The following is an 18016-nucleotide window of genomic DNA, read 5'->3' on the forward strand; positions in this document are numbered from 1 at the left end:
ACGAACCCCCGTGATCCGGTTACCCCTTCACCGGCTACGGCCGCAGCTACCGCTGACCCTGCCCATCCTGGCCGCCGCCACCGCCGTGGCCGTCTGGTGGCTGGCCGTGGCCGCCTTCGACATCGCGCCGCTGTTTCTGCCCTCACCAGCCGCGGTCGCCTCCGCTTTCGCCACCGCGCCGGGCCCGCTGCTACGCGAGACCGGCGCCACCGCAGCGGTCACCCTGGCCGGCTTCGCCCTGGCCGGCATCAGCGCGGTCGTGCTCGGCGCGGTCCTGGCCGCCTGCCGCACCGTCGAGCGGGCCGTCCTGCCCCTGCTGATCGGCGGTAACGCCATCCCCAAAGTGTCCCTGGCGCCGCTGCTGGTGGTCTGGCTCGGCTTCGGACCACAGCCACGCATCGTCATGGTCGCCGCGATCTGCTTCTTCCCCATCCTGCTGTCCACCATGGCCGGCCTACGCACCCCCACCGAACTGGCCGAACTAGCCCGCTCCCTGACCGCCTCCCGCTGGCGCACCTTCACCAAAATCCGCTTCCCGTGGGCGCTACCACAGATCTTCACCGGCCTCAAAACCGCCATCACCCTCGCCGTGATCGGCGCCGTCGTGGCCGAGATCGCCTCACCCAACGCCGGCCTCGGCGCCGTCATCGTCGCCGCCGGTGCCAGCGCCGACACCGCCCAAGCCTTCGCCGCCATCACCCTGCTCGCCCTACTTAGCACCGCCCTGTTCTACCTGCTGCACGGCCTCGAGCGGATGCTGCTGCGCTGGGCCCGTGACACCTCCACCTAAAGAGCACCCCACCACCCACCTTTCTGCGGTACGACACCCCTGCCCACCAGGAGGGACATCGATCCACGTGCGTCACCCCGATGCCCGAAACCGGGAGCTGATCGCCACATCGCCCGCCAGCCGCCGACCAGGTGACCACGCCACCGCACACCGGCGACAAGGTCCTCGACCCGCTTGGCCGTCGGATCCACGGACATCGACCACACCTGCACCGGCCGCCGTACGCAACGAACTGGCCACAACGGACTGGACCCGACCGGTGTCCGCGGTTACCGGGCATTGCCCGGCTCGGCTGCCGGGAATCGGCCTTGAACCTTTCGGTGAACACAGCAACGAGTAAGGAGACCAACGAATGCCTCCAGGCGTGCGGATCCGCCGCCGGCAGTTGCAGACGGCCGTCCGTCATTTCCGGCACCGACGAGACGGCCGCCGGATCACACTGGTCGCGACCATCCACTGCGCGCTACCGGTCTACTTCACTGAACTCAAACACCTGATCTGCCAGATCGAGCAGACCGGAGCGGCGGTGTACTGCGAAGGACTCGACCGGTTTGTCGGCCCACCCGAGCCGGACCCCACGCCGGCCGAGCAGCAGATCCTCGACCGGTGGAACCAGCAGGACGCCGACAATGCCGACCGACGGGCACAGCGGCACGGATACGTCACCCAGCGACACCTGCTGGACCACCCCAGCTGGCGGAACGTGGACCTGCCCGCCCGCGGCATGGTCCGGCTGGTGGGCCTGGACGACATGCGGCAGTGGCTCGACGACCATCGCACCGCGGCCGCCGAAGACCCGCACGCCGAGCTGGCCAGCCAGGTTAGCGACCTCACTTTCTGGCGGGAGATGGCCAGCCGCCGCCGGCGGATCCAGCGGCGGGTCGCGGCCCGCGAACACCCGCGCCTGTACGCCCGCCGCCGTCAGATCATCCTGGAACGGTTGCACGCCCAAGCCGTGGACCAAGACATCGTGGCCGTCAACGGCTGCGGTCACCACTGGGCGATGTGCGCGGATCTGCGCGCGCACGGCTACCGGCAGACCGGCGTCAGCTGGCACACCGCCCGGCCCTTTCCCAGCTTCCTGGAGCAGATCCGCCTGCTTCAGCAACTGAACGTGGCGCGGCAGAGCCAGGCGGATCGACCGATCACCAATCCCGCCACCGCATCGACAGCGGGTCAAAGCGAGGGCAGTGCGTGAGCCACCCACCACATCCGGCGTCGCGGTCCGGCGGGGTCGAGGGGTTGGCATGTTCGATGCCCCCGCTGCTGGCGGCGGTCGCCAGCGTGGTGGCTGGCCGGGCTGTCGACGGGATCGCCGAGGGTGGTAAGGCGTTGCTACGGCGTCGGGCCGTCGCGGACCCGGCTGCCGCCGCCGCCCTCGACCACGGCGACCTGGACGAGCAAGTGTTGATCGCGGTTCGGGCGTTCCTGCGCGCGGCGGCGCAGGCCGACCCGGCTGTCGCCGCCCAGCTGACGCAGCTGGGGCGGCTACTGCCGCCACCACGGCAGCTGCCTTCACCTGCCGCGTGTGAGGTCAATCGCGGCGAAGAACTCAGCCCGCTACGGCAGCTGCACGGCGAGGTCGGGCGACGGGTCGTGGTGCTACTGGTGGGCCCGGCCGGGGTGGGCAAGACCGCGCTGGCTGTCCAGGCCGCGACACCCGACGAGCGGGAGCAGGACGGCCACCTGTACGTGGACCTCCGTGGCACAGCCGCCGATGGTCCGCTGCCGGCGGCGTTGGCGCGGCTGCTGCGGTCGGTCGGGATTGCGGAACCCGCGGCTGCCGCACGAGGTGGATGAGCTGGTGACGTTGTGGCGGTCGGTCACCGCATCTGGCCGTCTGGTCGTGCTGATGGACAACGCTGATTCGGCGCAGCAGGTCCAACCGCTGCTGCCGGCCACCGCGCACTGCCTGGTGTACGTGACCGCCCGCACCGCCCTGCCAGCTCTGGTCGCCGCCGGTGCCCACCTGCTACCCGTCGGACCACTGGACGGCGACGCCGCCACCATCAGGCTCGACCGGATCGCCGGCCGGCAGCGGTTGGCCAGCGACCCGCCCACTGCCGCCGGCCTGGTCGACGCCTGCCGGGGGATGCCGCTGGCGGTAACGGTCGCCGGTGCGCACCTGGTCGCCGACCCCGGCCACACGGTGCGGCGTCTGGCCCACACCCTCACCATTTAAGGAGTAGCACCGGATGGCATCGACGATCCCCGCAGGCGGCGGCTCAGAGCCCGGTAGCGGCATCACCGCAACCCGGCCGGCCGAGCCGCTGGACGGCCCGGCGCCGGCGGTGCCGGGCATCGCGGTCGGCAGCCGATATCACCGCCTGGCCGGCGGCGCTGGCCGCCGCCGGTGGGCGACGGCCGTGGCCGGGATCCTCGTGCTTGCGGGCGGGCTGGTGCTGGTCAGCGGCTCTCAACGGGTAGCCCGGTGGCTGCCGGGCGATGGCCTGCCGCTGTTGCGTGGGCAGACGGCGCTGGCCCTGTTGTTCCTTGCCGAGGGGCTGTTCCTACCGCTCGTGCTGGTCGTCGCCCGCTGGGTGGAAAAGCGCCCCGCCGGCACCGTGCTGTCCGTGCAGGGGCGGGTGCGGTGCAGGTGGCTTGGCTGGTGCCTTGTCCTCACCCTGGCCTGGTACCTGACCCTGGCCACAGTCACCGTCCTAGGCGGCAGCGAGCAGTGGGTCGGCTGGCAAGCCTTCGCTGGCCCCTTCACCGCCCTGGCAGCGGCCGTCGTCGTCGGATCCGCCGGTGAGGAACTCGTGTTTCGTGGCCTGCTGCTGCAGGCCGCGGGCAGGTTCTTCTCCCAACCGTGGCCCGCGATCCTCATCCAGGCCGTGCTGTGGACGGCCATGTACAACCCATCCCAGATATGGGCGGCGGCCTGCCTGCTGGCCATAGGCATCACGCTCGGCTGGCTCACCATCCATACCGGCGGGCCGGAAGCGGCGATCGCCTGGCACGCGGCGCAGGGCGTGAGCGCGACCGTGTTAGGCGTGGCGTTCTGGGACGGCGGCCAGGCCCCCACCGACCAGACCAGCGGCGACCTGACGGCCGGCCCCGCGATCGTCTACCTCCTGCTCTCGGCGCTGATCGTGGCTGCCCTCTACGGCCTGGCCCGCACGCTCAAACCAACCACCACCTACACCCTTGGACGACCTGACCGCTGAACCTGGCTCCCCAGGCCACCCTCCGGCCAGCAACCATCCATAGTGGATTAGTCGAGTTCGGCACCAGGGCCTTTCCTTCACGTACTCCGCCGAAGCGGCGACCATCCACATCAGACCAGCAGCGCGACCGACGACAGGAAGGGAACAGGGACGAGGATGGGCGTCTACGACTGGCCCGGACGCTGGTGGCCACCGGCCGGCACCGTACTCGCCGTCATCCTGGCGGCCGCCGCTGGCGTGGGCGTCGCGACCCTGCTGCCCCGGCAGAACCCAGCAGGGTACCGAGCCGCCGCCCTGCGCCACCGGGCCGGAACCGTCCACTCAGGCAGCGGAATAGACCCCGCCGGTGGTCATCGACGACCTCGTGCTGCAGATCGCTGATACGCGGAGCGACCGAACACGCTCGAGACCGATGACGCGGCGCGGTCGCGTTTCACGGGCCGAACACAGCCACCCGAACATGCCCACCGGGGCCACCGCATCGACGACCGCAACCCGTACCCGGTGGCTGAAACCTCACCGCAGACCAGACCCAGCAACCCGCGAACCGAGCCCAAACGCCCGCTGAAGCCGTGCAGCCCACCACAAACAACCCCGCGCATCGATCCACAACCGTTGGGAGCCAACACGTGCACGAGTCCGACCTGAGCAGCACCATCCACAGCAGCCGGCACCTGACCGCGTCCGCTGCCGTGTTCGACCCGACCCGCCGCACGGTGTTGCTGGCCGTGCACAAACTGACCCGCTACTACCAGCTCCCGGGTGGTCATTTCGGGCCGGGGGAGAGTGGTAGCGACGCCGCGATCCGTGAGGTGCGTGAGGAGACCGGGGTGCAGGCCACCCTGTGGCGGGCAGGCCAGTTCGATGTGCCCGGTGGGACCTGGCAGCCGTCACCGATCATGACGATCGAGTACCCGGCACCGGCCAACCCGACCTGGAACGAGGACCCGCACCACCACGTCGACCTGCTGTTCCTGGCCACCGCCGACAGCCTTCTGCCCACCGTCCCACAACTCGAGGAGGTCGACGCCGTGCGGTGGCTGCCGATCGATGCACTCGACCGTCCGGACGTGCGCCCCGACATGCCAGTGATCGTCCCGATTGCCTGGCGACTGCTCCAGATAGGACAGCTGTAGACGGTGTCCGAAAGTGGGACGAACCCGGGCCTGGCCGGCGACGGCTGTGGTGACGCAAACCCTGCCCGACGCCAGCCCGCTGATCTGCCGCCTCCCGATACCGATGGCAGTGGGAACACCTCTACAAGGCGATCCGTGGCCTGCTGGAGGGCTGCGGCGTACGTCGGGACCGGCCACCCGAACGCTACCCCGGTCCGGACCAAAGGGGCCTATCAGCTTCGCGGGCCCTTACCGGTGGCGGTCGGCCAAGCCCACGTGCTGGCCCCTATCGGGGCGAGCCCGTCGATCCGTTGCCGCACCGACGATACCGCTCGCCGGCCTCGAGGCCAGGCGCTGTTGGGGCGTGCCGTCACCGACAACTGTCCAAACCGGACAGCATGTGGACGACAACATTACAAGCGAGGAATCTCGTGACGAGCAGACTGTTCAACCCCAGGACCGCGGCGGCCGCAGCGGCGGCAGCGGCGGCAGCCGTGGCCGGTTCAGCGGCGCTGTGGATGGTGCTGTCCTGGCCGTATCCGCGACCAAGTGGCACGCAGCGCTGGCAGGTGGTCCTGGCCGGACTGCTGGTAGGCACCACTACCAGCATCGTTGGTGGCGGCCTGGCCGGGGCGGTCGCGTCTGGGAACCGGACGGCGTTGCGCTGGTGGGGCAGGGCCGGGCGGACGCTGCCGGTGGTGGCGATGGTCACGCTCGTGCTGGCCATGATGGCGGCGTGTGGCTCGCGGTCCCGGCCGGGCGATGGTGTGCCGAGGCTGGCGGATTCGTTGCTGGTTTCGGATGCGCCGTCCGGGTCGGCGACGCAGAGCTACCCGGCGATGGCGAACCTGATCAAACCGAAGCAGGGCGGCGACCGGCACGCCCGCGGCGCCGCCCTGGTCTGGCGCACCCATGTGCTCACCGCGGCGCACTGCGTCACCGACCAGGCCGGCACCGTGGAAGACCACACCGGGATGCAGGTCCGGATCCGGTCGGCCCAGTGGCGCACCGGTGGGCTCGCCACGACTGTGGCGGCGGTGGAGGTGTTTGGGGCCTGGCGCGGCGACGCCCTGCATTGGCCGGACCGAAGCGCGACCCTGGCCCTGCTGCGGCTGGCGGCCACCGTGAGACCGGGCGGTGTGTGGTCCTGGTCGGTTGGCGGACTCGCGCCGCCGCGACACAAGGAGGATCCGAGGTGACCGCTACCGGTTCCAGCCCAGCCGGGCAGCCGCCGGTGGTGGTGACGCAGCCGCCACAGTTGGCCCGGCTCACCCGGTCGCGCCTGGCTAGGAGCCCCCTGAACAATCCGGCTTCGGGTGGGGGTGTGGGAACGGGGAAGGCTTCTCAATGGCCGTCTGTGCGGCGGTTGGGTCACAGCGCGTGGCTGGACAACGAGCTTGCCTTTCCCCGTTCTGGGTTGAGGTTAGCCCGGTGTCCGGTGGTGGTCAGGCGATGGCCCAGCCGTCGGGGTGGCGGGTGAGGCCGAGGTTGATCAGGCGGCGGAGGTTGAGGGCGGCCATGCGGGTGTGTAGCCACCAGTCGTTCGCGGTCACGCCGTGGTAGCGCAGTTTGCGGCAGCGGCCTTTCGGGCCGATGAGCCAGGCGATGGAGCGTTCGACCATGGGTCGGTGCCGGCGGTAGGTGTCACGGAGGTCGTCGTGGGTGGCCCAGTCGTGGCGGGCTTGGCGTAGCAGCGCGTGGTGTTTGTGTAGGACTAGGCCTCGGCCTGTCTTTGAGGTGGTGCAGTGCTGTTGTAGTGGGCAGTCGCGGCAGGCGGCGCCGAAGGTGACCGTGCGGCGGGCGGTGATGCGTCGGGTGACGTGGTTGGGGCAGGTGACGGTGCCGGCGGTCTCGTCGACGGTGAAGTCGTCCAGGGTGAACCCGCCGGCAACGGCGGGGGTCAGCGGTCCCGGTTTGATGACCGCGGTGTGCCCGGCGTCGGTGAGGGCGGCGCGGGCCTCGCCGGTGCCGTAGGCCGAATCGCCCAGTACTTCGAACCCGTCGGGCGGCGGATCGACCGGGTCGTTGTCCAGCAGGTACAGACCGACGACGGCTTCGTGGTTGTCCTCGCCGCAGGCCATGGTGAGCTCGCCAGCGGTGAACAGCCCGGTGTCCGGCTCGATGGCCACGTGGGCCTTGTAGCCGTCCTGGCGGTGGTGCACGGTTTTGTGCGCGTGCCGGGCCTGCGGATCGACGGTGGAGATCACCCGGTCCTCGGCGACCCGATGGGCGATCCGCCACCGCCCATCCGTGCCATCGGAGCCGTCGGCGGGTTCGACGTCCTGACCGGCGACCAGCGCCAACAACGCCAAGGCCTGGGCGGCCGGCTCGTCCAGCTTCGCCTCGGCCAACTCAGCCACGATGGTGTTGGCGTCGTTGACCAGCACCGACACCAGCGCGTCCCGGGCCGCCTTGTCATCCCACGCAATCGAAGGCTTGCCCGGATCATCCCAGTCGTGCGCGTAACACCGCTCGGCAATCAGGTCGGCCGCGGCGGGGACCAAGCGGCGGACCCTTCGCACCGCGGCGATCAACTGGGTGACCGTGTCCTGCGTAGCCACGGCGTCATCCAGGACCACCGAATCCAACGCCCGCCGCGTCTTGCCTTTCAACACACCGGTCTGGGCGACCACCTGGCGAACCGCCTCGAAGATCCGGTCCGGCCGGTTCGAGGCCCGTAGCCGGTTGCGCCACACCGTCAACGTGGTCGGGTGGAACCCCTCATGATCGATCGGCAGCCCACACGCGGTCTTCCACCGCAGATCACACCGCAACGCGGTCATCGCCTCGCTATCGGAGCGATCCTCCAACGTCTGCAACACCAGCACCGAGGCGATCACCTCGCCCGGTACCGACGGGCGACCCTTCCCAGACGGGAACAGATCCGCGAACAGCCCGTCCGGGAACACATCCAGCCGGTGCTCGGCCAGGAACGCGTACACACTGCCCGCCGGTACCAGATGCCCCACCAAAGCCGCGGCATCCAACAACACACGGTCCGGATCCGATCGACCCTGCATCACCCGATTATCGATCAAACCCGATCAAACCCGATGGACCGCCACACCATTAATCAGCGGTCTCCTAGCTGCCGCTAGCTGTCAGTGGACCGGTCGGGCCGCCGGAGATGCGTTCGACACCGGGCGACCGTCGCGGACCAGAAGAGTCAGCGGACGGACCGGGGTTTTCTCATCGACCGAGCCTTCCGGCGGCGGACGTGCCGGCCGGTGTCGGGGGCGTGGTGGGGCACGTACCCCCAGGGCCAGCCCTGCGCGATGCTGTCTGGATCAGCCCGGCACCAAAGCGCGCCGTCAGCGGCCAGCACAATGTCGCCCGTCTGCCATTGTTCTGCGATCCATCCAAGCCGCCGCGCCAACACGGCCCGCACCCCGGTGGCCCACTCAGGAATTCGCTCAGTGCGAGGGTTCGAGATCGTCGAGGCGGACACCCCTGCCTTCGGCGAGGGCGATTCGTATGTCGCCGGCCGGGTCTGGCGCCATGGGCGCGTCGCCGATCGCGTCGAGCAGCGCGAGCAGTCTGGGGTACGGCGCCTGGCGGATTCGCTCATGGACGCCTCGCTGGCTGGCTTCTCGTACCCTTCCACGCATGGCGTCCGAAGAAGAGGGTAGATCGTCCGGCGGAAGCGCCCGAAAGCTGCCGGTCCTGCGGCGGCTATGGGGTTCGGATCGTCAGTGGACGATCGCCGATAAATTGACCGCGCTGGGTCTAGTAGTTGCCCTCGGCAGCCTCGCGGTCGCGGTCGTCCAGCTTCGTCAGGGCGGGACGAGCGCCGCAACGCCGTCGACCACATCCTCGGCTGATCCGCCAACGCTGTCCCCCGAGAAGAGCCCGACCTCGAGCGTCACGCCGCCACAGCCGAGCCAAGAAGGTGCTTCACCATCCGCGCCTGCCGGACCGCCGTCGTTCGGCCCGGCCGGCGTCGACCTCCTCAGCAGCGGTACCGCGCGCGTGGAAGTCGACGACGAGCCAGTGGGGCTACTGAAACTCAGCACGTGGAGGATCTATTACACCGGTGATCTGTCCGCCTCGCAGAGCGGCATCGTGGGACGCGGGGGAACCGCATTCGCCCTCATCAATGCCACCACGGCGACGCTGGACTTCCAAACCTGCCGAACCCAAAAGTCGTGGAGCGCTGTGATCAACTGGAACCAGCTAGAGCAGTGGTCTGTGGTCTGCATCAAGACCGCCGACAGACGCCGAGGGATCATGCGGATTGACGAAATGCCCGACCTGGACACGCGGCATCCTGAGGTGGTCCTAACCGGCCAAATTTGGAAGCCGCTCGTGAACGAGTGATGCCACGCGGCGCTTGACCCCAGCGGAGTCCCCCCGGAACGACCGGCCGTTGACCTGGACTCCCTCACCGATGACGAGCGTGAGCCGGCGCTGACACCGTCGTGGCAGATCCTGCTGACATCGAGATGGTGCGCGAGCGCTGACATCGACCCGGCACATCTCAGCAGCAAAATCCGCCGACATCCATGCATGCGGCAGGCGCGGACTCATTTCATCCTCAACATCGATCCGGAGAGCCGTTTCTCGACAGCCAGGACAACCGGACGATCCGGTCAACGTTGTCCGCTTCATTTGTGAGGATGCCCCTGTCCAGCAAGGGCCTTGGTCGTCGCCGCAGCGGTGGGTGCGGGCGCGTTCGTGTTCGATGGCGAGGGGTCGTCGCGGCGGTAGTCGCTGACCCGATGCTCGTCCTTGTGCGCGGCCAACCAGCGGTAGGCCGAATGGCGACGTACGGCTAGGGCTTGTCCCCGGCGGCGGAGCGAGCCCCTACGATGAATCGGCGTCCTCCAGCCTCTATCGCGCCTGGCGGCAGCGATCCGTGGGCATCGAGACGGCAGCGACCAGTGCCAGGACCGTTGCCAGGTTCGGTGTGTTGGTGTCGGTTACTGGCGGGGACGGCCGGCCGGTGGCTGGGTTGTGTGCAGTAGGTGCTGCATCTTCTCCAGGTTGGCTCGATGACGGCGGTATTCGGGATGATCGTGTGGGGTCAGGTCCACCAGCGCCGCGAAGGACACGGCCGCCGCGACGAGGTCTGTCGAATCAGGTGTTAGTTCGTCGCGCGTCATGAGCATCGGGGCGCGAATCTTGTGCGCGCGAATGAGCAGGTCGCGGTCGCCTGCCGCGGCGCTGATGGCCTCGTCGGCCAGTCGGATGCCCTGCTCCAGATCGCTGAGCGCGCCATGGGGCTCGTGCAGTCGGTAGCGTTGATCGAAGGCCACCGCGAGGTCGAGGAGCCGGGTCGGCCAGTTTGGTACCTCTTGGCCGGCGACCTCAACGAGTCGTTCGAAGGCACGGACAAAAGTGTCCGCCAGCCCGGAATCGCGCTCGCGCCGCCACGCGGCCCGCACCGCGGATGCATGCCCCTGCAACGCCCGCAACCGAGCTGTGGGCAGATCGGTGTCCGCTCCGGCTGCGATCGCTCGGCCAATCTCCTCATACGTCTGCGGCGCGACCGCTGCCGGATCGATCACGTACGCGAGGATCTGCAAGGCGACACAGGCGTGCAGCTCCTCAACCGGATCTCCCAAACCCATAGCACGCACGCGGTGCAGCAGGGAAAGATCAGCGATCATCCGCGCGGCGGAGCCGCCCAGAGCAGCCGTGTCCGCGAGTACGTCGTCCAGGACAGCCGAGGCCTCCGCCAATGCCATATGCTCAAGCGCCGGTCGAGCGTCCTGCGCGGCAATACAGCCGTCAAGCCGGCGCCGGAGCCGGACGCCGGCCACCGTCGCGTTGTCCGCCACCGAACGGTCCGCGTGCCGGTGCCGTTGGCGCGACCTCCACCACCTCACGCCCATCGACGATACTGGCTCCGTTAGATCCAGCCACACATCCCGCCGGCCGGCCCGCTAACCGATCGCGACATCCGGGTGGCCGGCAGGGCGCGTAGCTCGGGGTAGCTGCCGGCGACGTCCCGATCGTTGCGCGACAGCACGTGTACGTTGCCGCGTTCGACGTACACGATGGCGCGGACACCGTCCCACTTGAACTCATAAGACCAGCCGCCGCCGCCTGGGAGCTCGCCCAGGGTGGCCAGCATCGGACGCAGCAGTGCCAGTGACCCGACCGCCATCACGTGCTCAGATCCGCGGGCGGCGTGGCTGGGCCAACGCTGGATGGCTGTGTGGGCTCATCCACTGATCATCACCTGCGAGGGCGGCTGGCGGAACGGTTTCTGCACGGTCAACGGCCGTCTGCGGCGCCGGCTCGCCGTTTGGGTCGCGCCGCGCCGTTGACCAGCCTGCTCTTGTCGGTTCGTCGGCACTGGTTGTGCGGTTGGTCGCATGATCGAGTCGTGTTCGACGTGGCTGACATCCCGCTGGTCGATGGGCCGGCCGATGGCCGCACGGCCACGGTCGAGCTCGACGAGGACCGGATGCCGCCGCAACGGCTTGAGCTGGAGGAGGGTGTGTACGAGCTGGAACCGGTGGCCGGAACAACAGCGCCGTGGCTGTACCGGTGGAGTCCCGAGGCCTAGCCATGTCAAACGACACTCGAATTTGCCGTACGACGCTGGCCATCACACGAGCGTGGTGCCGGCGGATTGCGATCACGCCCTTGCCCGAGTACTGGGCGCCGCCAGCCCGATCGAACGGGCGTACGATTCGATCGTGACGGGCGAACGCGTGCTGCTCTCGCTCGGTCCGGCAGCAGGTGGCGTGGTGGTCGCGGTCGGGCCGACCGTCGTCGTCGGCGCTCACCTGTACGAAGCGACCGCGCATCGAGCCGAGGCGGAATGGGGCCGTTGGCGACCGGTGTACCGGCCTGCTACGGACTGCTGCGACCCGCACGGCGGCGACGCGGACGGATGCGAATGACCTTGAACCGACGGCAGCCCCGGGTCAGCGGCGACCTGCTGCCGGCGTCTACGAACTTGTCGGAGGTCGGCGCCATCATGGAAGCCATGAGCAGCATTCCACCCGTTGACGAGGCGACTGCGGACGGAAAATGCTGCGGCAAGCAGAGCAAGGGCGCCGGCTTCGCTGGCGAAGGCAACCTACGCACCGCGGCATGCGCGTTGTGCCCGGGATCGCCAAGTTTCTGGCGCAGACCGGAAAATCGCGAGAGCGGGCAGCCCTACCAGCCGGTCCCGCCACTGGGCGCAGATGTGCCCGCTGACTGAGGATGTCCAAGGCTTTGGCATCGACGGGCCAGACGCACCTACCTCGCGGCGTCTCGGTGTGCGGCCGGCGGACCGCGACGTCGACCGCGTGGCGCCACGACCGCCGAGCATCTGATCGCGGCGCATCTAGCGCCGCGTCGGGTAGCGGGACACACGGCCCGAAAGGTGCGTTGAAGGGCGATATCCGCTGGTCACAGGTCTGTGACTTTTAGCCGTACTTGTCACTGCGGTGGCGGTGCATCCTGATGCGTCGTTCTATCTTTCAGCGGTTGTTGTCACCGACTGTCGGCATTACTTGTCACGTTCGCCCGAGGGGAATGGCATCTGGTTACGTCGAGCAGGCTTGAGGCCAGGTGGTTCGGTTCGGCGGGCTGCGGTTTCATGTGGTCGGTTGGTTGGTGCGGAGCCAGGTGACGACGGCGAGGACGCGGCGGTTGTCGTCGCTGGCCGGTTCGAGGCCGAGTTTGGTGAAGATGTTGTTGACGTGGGTTTCGATGGTTTTCCGGCCGAGGAACAGTTGTTTGGCGATGGCGGCGTTGGAGCGGCCTTCGGCCATTCGGCTGAGCACGTCGCGTTCACGGTCGGTGAGGGTGGCTAGGGGGCCGTGTGGGCGGGTGACGCCGACGAGGGAGGCGATGACCTCGGGGTCGATGGCGGAGCCGCCGTTGGCGACGCGGTGGAGGGCGTCGAGGAAGTCGTCGAGGTCGGCGATGCGGTCTTTGAGGAGGTAGCCGAGTCCGGCGCTGGTGGCGGTGAGGAGGTCGAGGGCGTGGCCGGCGTAGACCCATTGGGACAGCAGCAGGATGGCGACGGTGGGTTGTGCGGCGCGGATGGCTCGGGCGGCCCGTAGCCCTTCGTCGGTGTGGGTGGGTGGCATTCGGATGTCGATGACGGCGGCGTCGGGGCTGTGGTTGGTGACGGCGGTGAGGAGGGCGGGTGCGGTGCTGACGGTGGCGACGACGTCGATGCCTGCGTCGCGGAGCAGCCCGGCGATTCCTTCGCGCAGGAGCACGCTGTCGTCGGCGATCACGACGCGCATGGCAGTTCCGCGACGAGCGTGGTACCGGCGGCTGGTGGGCTGCGGATCTCGAACCGGCCGCCGATCGCGGCGACGCGGTCGGCGAGTCCTTGCAGGCCACCGCCGGGCGCGAGGGTGGCGCCGCCGGCGCCGTCGTCGGTGACCTCGACCCGGACGTGGCCGCTGTGGTGGTGTACGGAGGCGGACAGTTGGCCGGGTTGGGCGTGTTTGATGGCGTTGGTGAGTCCTTCGTTGACCAGAAACCACACGGTGGCCTCGACGGTGGGCGGTAGCCGGGCGGAGGTGACATCCAGGTCGACGGGCAGGGGGAGGCGGGCGGTGACGGTCCGCAGCGCGACGGCGAGGCCTTCGTCGGCCAGGACTGGGGGCAGGACGCCGCGGGCCAGGTTGCGTAACTCGGCCAGGCAGGTGCGTAGTTCGTTGACGGTGGTATCGAGTTCGGCGACGGTTTGTGGGTCGTGGCCGGCAAGGCGGCGTTCGAGCCGGCGCAACCGGACGATGGAGGCGACGAGGCGTTGTTGGGCGCCGTCGTGCAGGTCGCGTTCGATGCGGCGGCGTTCGGCGTCGCCGGCGTCCACGATCCGGCGCCGTGAGTCTTGGACCTCGGCCAACTGCGTCGCGGCTCGGGCGTGCAGGGCGGCGTTTTCCAAGGGGAGCGCGGCGGTGGACAGGGCTGCCTCGACCAGGCGGGGCTCCGCCTCGGCGAGCGTTCGGGGCATGTCGACCAGGGCGATCCGCCGCCCGCCGACGGATACGACCTGCGCGAGGCGGTCCGGCCGGTGCGGCTCGGCGGGGTGCCCGTCGTCGTCGATCAGGCTACCGTCGGGCAGGTAGTACACGACCCGCACGCTCGGGTCTGCTAGCGCGGCTTGCAGCACGCCGGTCAGATTCCGCGGCGTGGCGGACCCGTCGCGTAGGTGTCGGGTGAATGCCTCCACGGCGGTGATGGCCTGCCAGGTGTGGTGGTCGAATCGGCGGTCGAGTTGGCGTTGCAGCCCGCGTCGTAGCGGGTTCGCGGCTGCCGCCGCGGCGAGGGTGGCGGCGGCCACCGCGACAGACGCGCCCGCGTCGAAGCCGGCGCCGGCGACCGTACCGATCCCCAGAGCGAGGGTCGCGAACCCGCCGACGAGCAGCACGGTCAGCGTGATGTAGACAATGGCGCGGCGCAGCAGCCGGTCGGCGTCGAAGAGCCGGTGTCGGCGCATCGCGATCAGCACACCGGCGACGAGCGGGATGAGTGCGACGAGTTGTACGCCGGGGCCGACGACAACGTAGCCGACGGTCAGGATGAGCACGGTGCCGCCCAGGCCGAGCAGCGCCCAGGACAGCTGCTGCCGGAGCGTGCCTCGTGCCCGACGGTAGCGGGCTACCAGCGCCGCTAGGCCGACAAGCCAGCCCAGCTGCAGGACCCGTTCACCCCACACTGCGAACGCGAACCCCGCCGGCGCCGCCGCCAGACTGTCTATATAGGACAGGTGGTAGGCGGACAGGGCGGGGCCGCGGGCGGTCCACGCCCCGACGGCTTGGACGACGAGCGTCACCGCGGCCACCACGGCGGTGGCCCAGAGGACCGGGCGCCACCGCCCATGTAGGGGTCTGCCGTCGGGGAACAACAACAGCAGCGGCGGGCCGGCGGCGAACGCGATCATGCCGAGCGTGTTCGCGGCCCATACCCACGTCGCTGCCGGACCGGCCACCCCGGCTGGGTCGAGCGTGACGGCGAGCCCGTCGCAGAATCCCATCCCGGCCAGCAGCAGGCCGGTGACCGAGATGATCCAGCCGGTGCCGTTGCGTGGCTGGTGATCGATGATGAGCGCCCCGACCAGCGCCAGCACCGTGCCGTTGACCGCGCCGACAACCGTCGGCGGCTCCGCCGCCACCTGCGGCCACCCGCCCGCCGTATCCAGCACGAGCGCCGTGACCGCGAGCAGTAGCGAGGGGGCGGCCAGCTGCCACCCCAACACCCTCGCCCGCTGCGCCGTCCACACAGCTCGCATTGTCACCCGGTACGGCCGGTGGCCGACAGCACACCACGGTGGGTTCCGGGTTTTCCCGGAACCTGGCCGGCGTTCCGGGATTTCCCGGATCCGCCCGCCACCGGATCGAACGGACCATCACAGCGACCCAGCAGAAAAGAAGGGCCCGTTCATGACCGAGAAGATCACCATCGAGACCCTCGACGAGCCGGCTACGACCCGGCGGCCGGCACACGTGCTGCGACCTGGTTTCGGCCTGCTTGCCGCCGGCGCGGGCGCCGAGGCCGTGGCCCGCGTGCTGTATGTGCCGTGGTGGGACGACGCCGACCGGTACATCGGCGACATCGTCGCCCACCGCGGCGTCCACCTCACCGGTGCGGTCCTTTCGTTCGCCGCCGCCATCGTGATCACGGTCGCGATAAGCCGGCTGTGGGCCGCCGCGAACACCAACCGGACCACCGGCACCGCCCTGACCGCCGCGCTGCTGTTTCCCGTCGGCCTGGCCGCTGGTGCGGCGATCGCGTTCCTGACCGGCAGCTTCGCCGCCGACGCCGACCGGGCCGCGGCGGTCGCCACCTGGCAGGACGCCTGGACCAGCGCCGGCGCCGACCTCGGCTGGTGGACCGCGATGCTCGGCGCACTCGCCCTCACCGTCGCCGTCACCGGCCTAGCCCGCCGCCGCACCGTGCCGCGTATCCCGGCGGCACTCATCGGCCTCGGCGCACTGGCCACCGCGGTGACCTCAGCCGGGCCGGTCACCGCGATCCTGGTCACCGCCGCGCTCTTACTGGTCGCCGGCGCCGGATGGGCTGCGGCCAAGGCCACTGTGGCACAGTGACCGATGCGAGGTTCCGTGTCGTGTCGAGGCGCACGGTGTGGCGCCGACACGAAGCTGGAACAGGCGGACGGTCGTGGTGGCGGTGCGGCCCGCACCGGTTTACCCGCATCGGCCGGCTGGCGGATCGTCGCCGTCCTATGGTGGCAGCACGGTGGCCGCCGTGGCGTCAGTGTCCACCCTGACACGACGACTGGTGCCTGCACCGTCGCCACCACCGTGGCCTGGCAGCGAGATTGGTCAGTAGCCGGAAACCGGTCCGGACATCTTGTTGACAGGAGCCACAAATGACTACCGAAATCGTCAGCCCACGCCAGACCACTGCCGCCGCCCGGGGGATCGCGTCAGGTGCGTCGATCCTTTTCGCTGTGGCGCTGTTCGCCAGCGTGGCGAGCGTGGGTGTACCCAGCGATGCGACCGACGCCGAGCTGCTGGCCTGGTGGCAGGATTCGGGCAACCAGACCGCCACCCTGGTGTCGATGTTCTGTGCCATCACCGCGGCGATCAGCTTCGCCGCCGTCGCCAACCACCTGCGCACCCTCGTTTCGGTGGGGAGCGGCCCGCACCACCTGGCCCGGTTCGCGCACGTGATGGCCACCGCCTACACGGTCACGTTGCTGGTCACGGCGGCCGTGCGCGGCGTGATCGGCTACCAGGTGAAGGTGGCCGGCGAACCCGTTCCGGACGTCAGCGTCCTGCGGTACTCCACCTCGCTGGGCTACACCCTGCTGGACAACGTCACCATGACCACGCTCGCGTTGTCGATCTTCACCCTCTCCCTGGCGATCCTCAAGACCGGGGTGCTCAGCCGCTGGGTGGCGATCGGCGGCATCGCCTGCGCGGTCATCATCACCGCCGCGATCACGGCGACCGTGGGCGCGTTCGCCATCCCGCTGGCGCTGCTGTGGGCCGTCGGCACCGCGATCGCCGTCTGGCGGCCAGCAGCCGCCTGACCGCCTTCGGAACACGACTCAGAAAGGCACCATCATGCTGCGCTTCCCACCCAGCCTGCGGCTGCCCATCGGCCTGGCCTGCACCGTCGTCCTCGCCGCCGGATGCTCTGCCGACCCCGGCCCGCCCGCCGACGACACCTCGGCTTCCGCGTCCAACAACGGCCGGAGCGTCGTGGTGCTCGGCCACTCCGGTGCCACCGGCTACAACTCCGACCCCGCCGACGGCAGCCGGGACGCCCGCGGCAACTCGTGGGCCACCGGCACCAACCCTGCCGTCAACAGCATCTACCAGCGCCTGCAGGCCCAGTCCCCGGAGTACACCGGCCACAACATGAACCTGGCCAAGGACGGCGCCACCGTCGATGACCTGCTCGGCCAGGCCAAGCAGGCGGCCGCGGCGCAGCCACCCGCGGGCATTGTGCTGATCCAGGTCGTGGACAACGACATCCGCTGCGACGGCACCGACCCCGACAACTATGACCCGTTCGCGCAAACACTGCGCACCGCCCTACAAACCATCACCCAGGCCGCCCCGCAGGCCAGGATCTACATGCTGAGCCAGTGGGCGACCGTCGCCAACTACACCGAAACCATCGCCGACATGCCCGGCGGCCCCGAAGCCAACACCGGCACCGGCCCCTGCGACACCTTCGACGCCAACCGCCGGATCCGTCCGAAGGCGGTCGCCTACCTGCAGGACGTCGTCGACCACTACCACCAGCAACTCGCCACCGTCTGCGCCGCGTTTCCCACCTGCACCTACGACCAAGGCGCCCTGCAGAAGATGACCCTCGTGCCGGCCGACCTCAGCCCCGACCTCAACCACCTGTCCATCGACGGCCACCGCAAATACGCCGAACACGCCTGGAACGCACTGTTCTAAATGGACATACGCAGACACACACGGAGGGTGGTTTATCGATGCGGACACGACGCTGGGGACTGCGTATCACGGTCGCGTTGCTGATCGGCCTAGCCAGCG

General features: G+C 69.4%; 18 protein-coding genes. 13 read left to right on the plus strand and 5 right to left on the minus strand.

What is annotated here, in order from left to right; all coding sequences use genetic code 11:
• The first annotated feature begins 10 nt into the window (after positions 1-10).
• The 7 genes from RB614_RS23980 to RB614_RS24010 all read left to right on the plus strand — a co-directional run bounded on the left by RB614_RS23980 (position 11) and on the right by RB614_RS24010 (position 6271).
• Positions 11-790 (plus strand): ABC transporter permease, encoded by a 780-nt coding sequence (locus tag RB614_RS23980; protein WP_308714861.1) that lies wholly within the window; start codon positions 11-13, stop codon positions 788-790.
• A gap of 352 nt (positions 791-1142) precedes the next feature.
• Positions 1143-1988 carry a hypothetical protein gene (locus RB614_RS23985; protein WP_308714862.1) on the plus strand — a complete coding sequence of 282 codons (846 nt, stop codon included), beginning with the start codon at positions 1143-1145 and terminating at the stop codon, positions 1986-1988.
• Positions 1989-2044: 56 nt separating this feature from the next.
• On the plus strand, positions 2045-2590 hold the full coding sequence (locus RB614_RS23990) for a hypothetical protein (RefSeq protein ID WP_308714863.1): 546 nt from the start codon (positions 2045-2047) through the stop codon (positions 2588-2590).
• Positions 2591-2594: 4 nt separating this feature from the next.
• A complete protein-coding gene (locus RB614_RS23995) occupies positions 2595-2972 on the plus strand; it encodes a hypothetical protein (RefSeq protein WP_308714864.1) in 378 nt (125 codons plus the stop codon).
• Positions 2973-2985: 13 nt separating this feature from the next.
• A complete protein-coding gene (locus RB614_RS24000) occupies positions 2986-3957 on the plus strand; it encodes a CPBP family intramembrane glutamic endopeptidase (protein WP_308714865.1) in 972 nt (323 codons plus the stop codon).
• A gap of 629 nt (positions 3958-4586) precedes the next feature.
• Positions 4587-5093 carry an NUDIX hydrolase gene (locus RB614_RS24005; RefSeq protein WP_308714866.1) on the plus strand — a complete coding sequence of 169 codons (507 nt, stop codon included), beginning with the start codon at positions 4587-4589 and terminating at the stop codon, positions 5091-5093.
• A gap of 377 nt (positions 5094-5470) precedes the next feature.
• Complete coding sequence (locus tag RB614_RS24010) at positions 5471-6271, plus strand: trypsin-like serine protease (RefSeq protein ID WP_308714867.1); 801 nt, start codon at positions 5471-5473, stop codon at positions 6269-6271.
• 246 nt (positions 6272-6517) lie between these two features.
• Here RB614_RS24010 and RB614_RS24015 read toward each other — a convergent pair whose 3' ends face one another.
• Positions 6518-8092, minus strand: a complete 1575-nt coding sequence (locus RB614_RS24015) for an IS1182 family transposase (RefSeq protein ID WP_308714868.1) — start codon at positions 8090-8092, stop codon at positions 6518-6520.
• Positions 8093-8678: 586 nt separating this feature from the next.
• On the opposite strand from RB614_RS24015, the gene RB614_RS24020 reads away from it, so the two are divergent.
• Positions 8679-9389, plus strand: coding sequence for a hypothetical protein (locus tag RB614_RS24020; protein ID WP_308714869.1), 711 nt, complete (start codon positions 8679-8681; stop codon positions 9387-9389).
• Positions 9390-9991: 602 nt separating this feature from the next.
• Here RB614_RS24020 and RB614_RS24025 read toward each other — a convergent pair.
• Positions 9992-10852: a hypothetical protein gene (locus RB614_RS24025; RefSeq protein ID WP_308714870.1), complete on the minus strand. Its 861-nt coding sequence runs from the start codon at positions 10850-10852 to the stop codon at positions 9992-9994.
• 71 nt (positions 10853-10923) lie between these two features.
• On the minus strand, positions 10924-11070 hold the full coding sequence (locus RB614_RS44630) for a hypothetical protein (protein WP_487379836.1): 147 nt from the start codon (positions 11068-11070) through the stop codon (positions 10924-10926).
• Between the two features lie 333 nt (positions 11071-11403).
• On the opposite strand from RB614_RS44630, the gene RB614_RS24035 reads away from it, so the two are divergent.
• Positions 11404-11586 carry a hypothetical protein gene (locus RB614_RS24035; protein WP_308714872.1) on the plus strand — a complete coding sequence of 61 codons (183 nt, stop codon included), beginning with the start codon at positions 11404-11406 and terminating at the stop codon, positions 11584-11586.
• A 22-nt stretch (positions 11587-11608) separates the two neighbouring features.
• Positions 11609-11926, plus strand: coding sequence for a hypothetical protein (locus RB614_RS24040; protein ID WP_308714873.1), 318 nt, complete (start codon positions 11609-11611; stop codon positions 11924-11926).
• A gap of 684 nt (positions 11927-12610) precedes the next feature.
• Here RB614_RS24040 and RB614_RS24045 read toward each other — a convergent pair.
• Positions 12611-13270, minus strand: coding sequence for a response regulator transcription factor (locus RB614_RS24045; RefSeq protein WP_308714874.1), 660 nt, complete (start codon positions 13268-13270; stop codon positions 12611-12613).
• Positions 13258-15258 carry a sensor histidine kinase gene (locus RB614_RS24050; RefSeq protein WP_308714875.1) on the minus strand — a complete coding sequence of 667 codons (2001 nt, stop codon included), beginning with the start codon at positions 15256-15258 and terminating at the stop codon, positions 13258-13260. The genes RB614_RS24045 and RB614_RS24050 overlap by 13 nt, the downstream gene beginning before the upstream one ends.
• 160 nt (positions 15259-15418) lie before the next feature.
• On the opposite strand from RB614_RS24050, the gene RB614_RS24055 reads away from it, so the two are divergent.
• From RB614_RS24055 to RB614_RS24065, 3 genes are all read left to right on the plus strand, one after another.
• On the plus strand, positions 15419-16084 hold the full coding sequence (locus tag RB614_RS24055) for a hypothetical protein (RefSeq protein ID WP_308714876.1): 666 nt from the start codon (positions 15419-15421) through the stop codon (positions 16082-16084).
• A gap of 284 nt (positions 16085-16368) precedes the next feature.
• Positions 16369-17034: a hypothetical protein gene (locus tag RB614_RS24060; RefSeq protein ID WP_308714877.1), complete on the plus strand. Its 666-nt coding sequence runs from the start codon at positions 16369-16371 to the stop codon at positions 17032-17034.
• A 34-nt stretch (positions 17035-17068) separates the two neighbouring features.
• Positions 17069-17917, plus strand: a complete 849-nt coding sequence (locus RB614_RS24065) for an SGNH/GDSL hydrolase family protein (RefSeq protein WP_308714878.1) — start codon at positions 17069-17071, stop codon at positions 17915-17917.
• Positions 17918-18016 lie beyond the last annotated feature (99 nt).

Source organism: Phytohabitans maris, assembly GCF_031085175.1.
Classification (GTDB): Bacteria; Actinomycetota; Actinomycetes; order Mycobacteriales; family Micromonosporaceae; genus Phytohabitans; species Phytohabitans maris.

Excerpts from the sequence above, each read along its gene's own strand:
- RB614_RS24010 (WP_308714867.1), top strand. The coding sequence starts at position 5,471 with ATGTGGACGACAACATTACAAGCGAGGAATCTCGTGACGAGCAGACTG.
- RB614_RS24020 (WP_308714869.1), top strand. The coding sequence starts at position 8,679 with ATGGCGTCCGAAGAAGAGGGTAGATCGTCCGGCGGAAGCGCCCGAAAG.
- RB614_RS23990 (WP_308714863.1), top strand. The coding sequence starts at position 2,045 with ATGCCCCCGCTGCTGGCGGCGGTCGCCAGCGTGGTGGCTGGCCGGGCT.
- RB614_RS24000 (WP_308714865.1), top strand. The coding sequence starts at position 2,986 with ATGGCATCGACGATCCCCGCAGGCGGCGGCTCAGAGCCCGGTAGCGGC.
- RB614_RS24065 (WP_308714878.1), top strand. The coding sequence starts at position 17,069 with ATGCTGCGCTTCCCACCCAGCCTGCGGCTGCCCATCGGCCTGGCCTGC.
- RB614_RS24045 (WP_308714874.1), bottom strand. The coding sequence starts at position 13,270 with ATGCGCGTCGTGATCGCCGACGACAGCGTGCTCCTGCGCGAAGGAATC.
- RB614_RS24055 (WP_308714876.1), top strand. The coding sequence starts at position 15,419 with ATGACCGAGAAGATCACCATCGAGACCCTCGACGAGCCGGCTACGACC.
- RB614_RS24060 (WP_308714877.1), top strand. The coding sequence starts at position 16,369 with ATGACTACCGAAATCGTCAGCCCACGCCAGACCACTGCCGCCGCCCGG.
- RB614_RS24015 (WP_308714868.1), bottom strand. The coding sequence starts at position 8,092 with ATGCAGGGTCGATCGGATCCGGACCGTGTGTTGTTGGATGCCGCGGCT.
- RB614_RS23985 (WP_308714862.1), top strand. The coding sequence starts at position 1,143 with ATGCCTCCAGGCGTGCGGATCCGCCGCCGGCAGTTGCAGACGGCCGTC.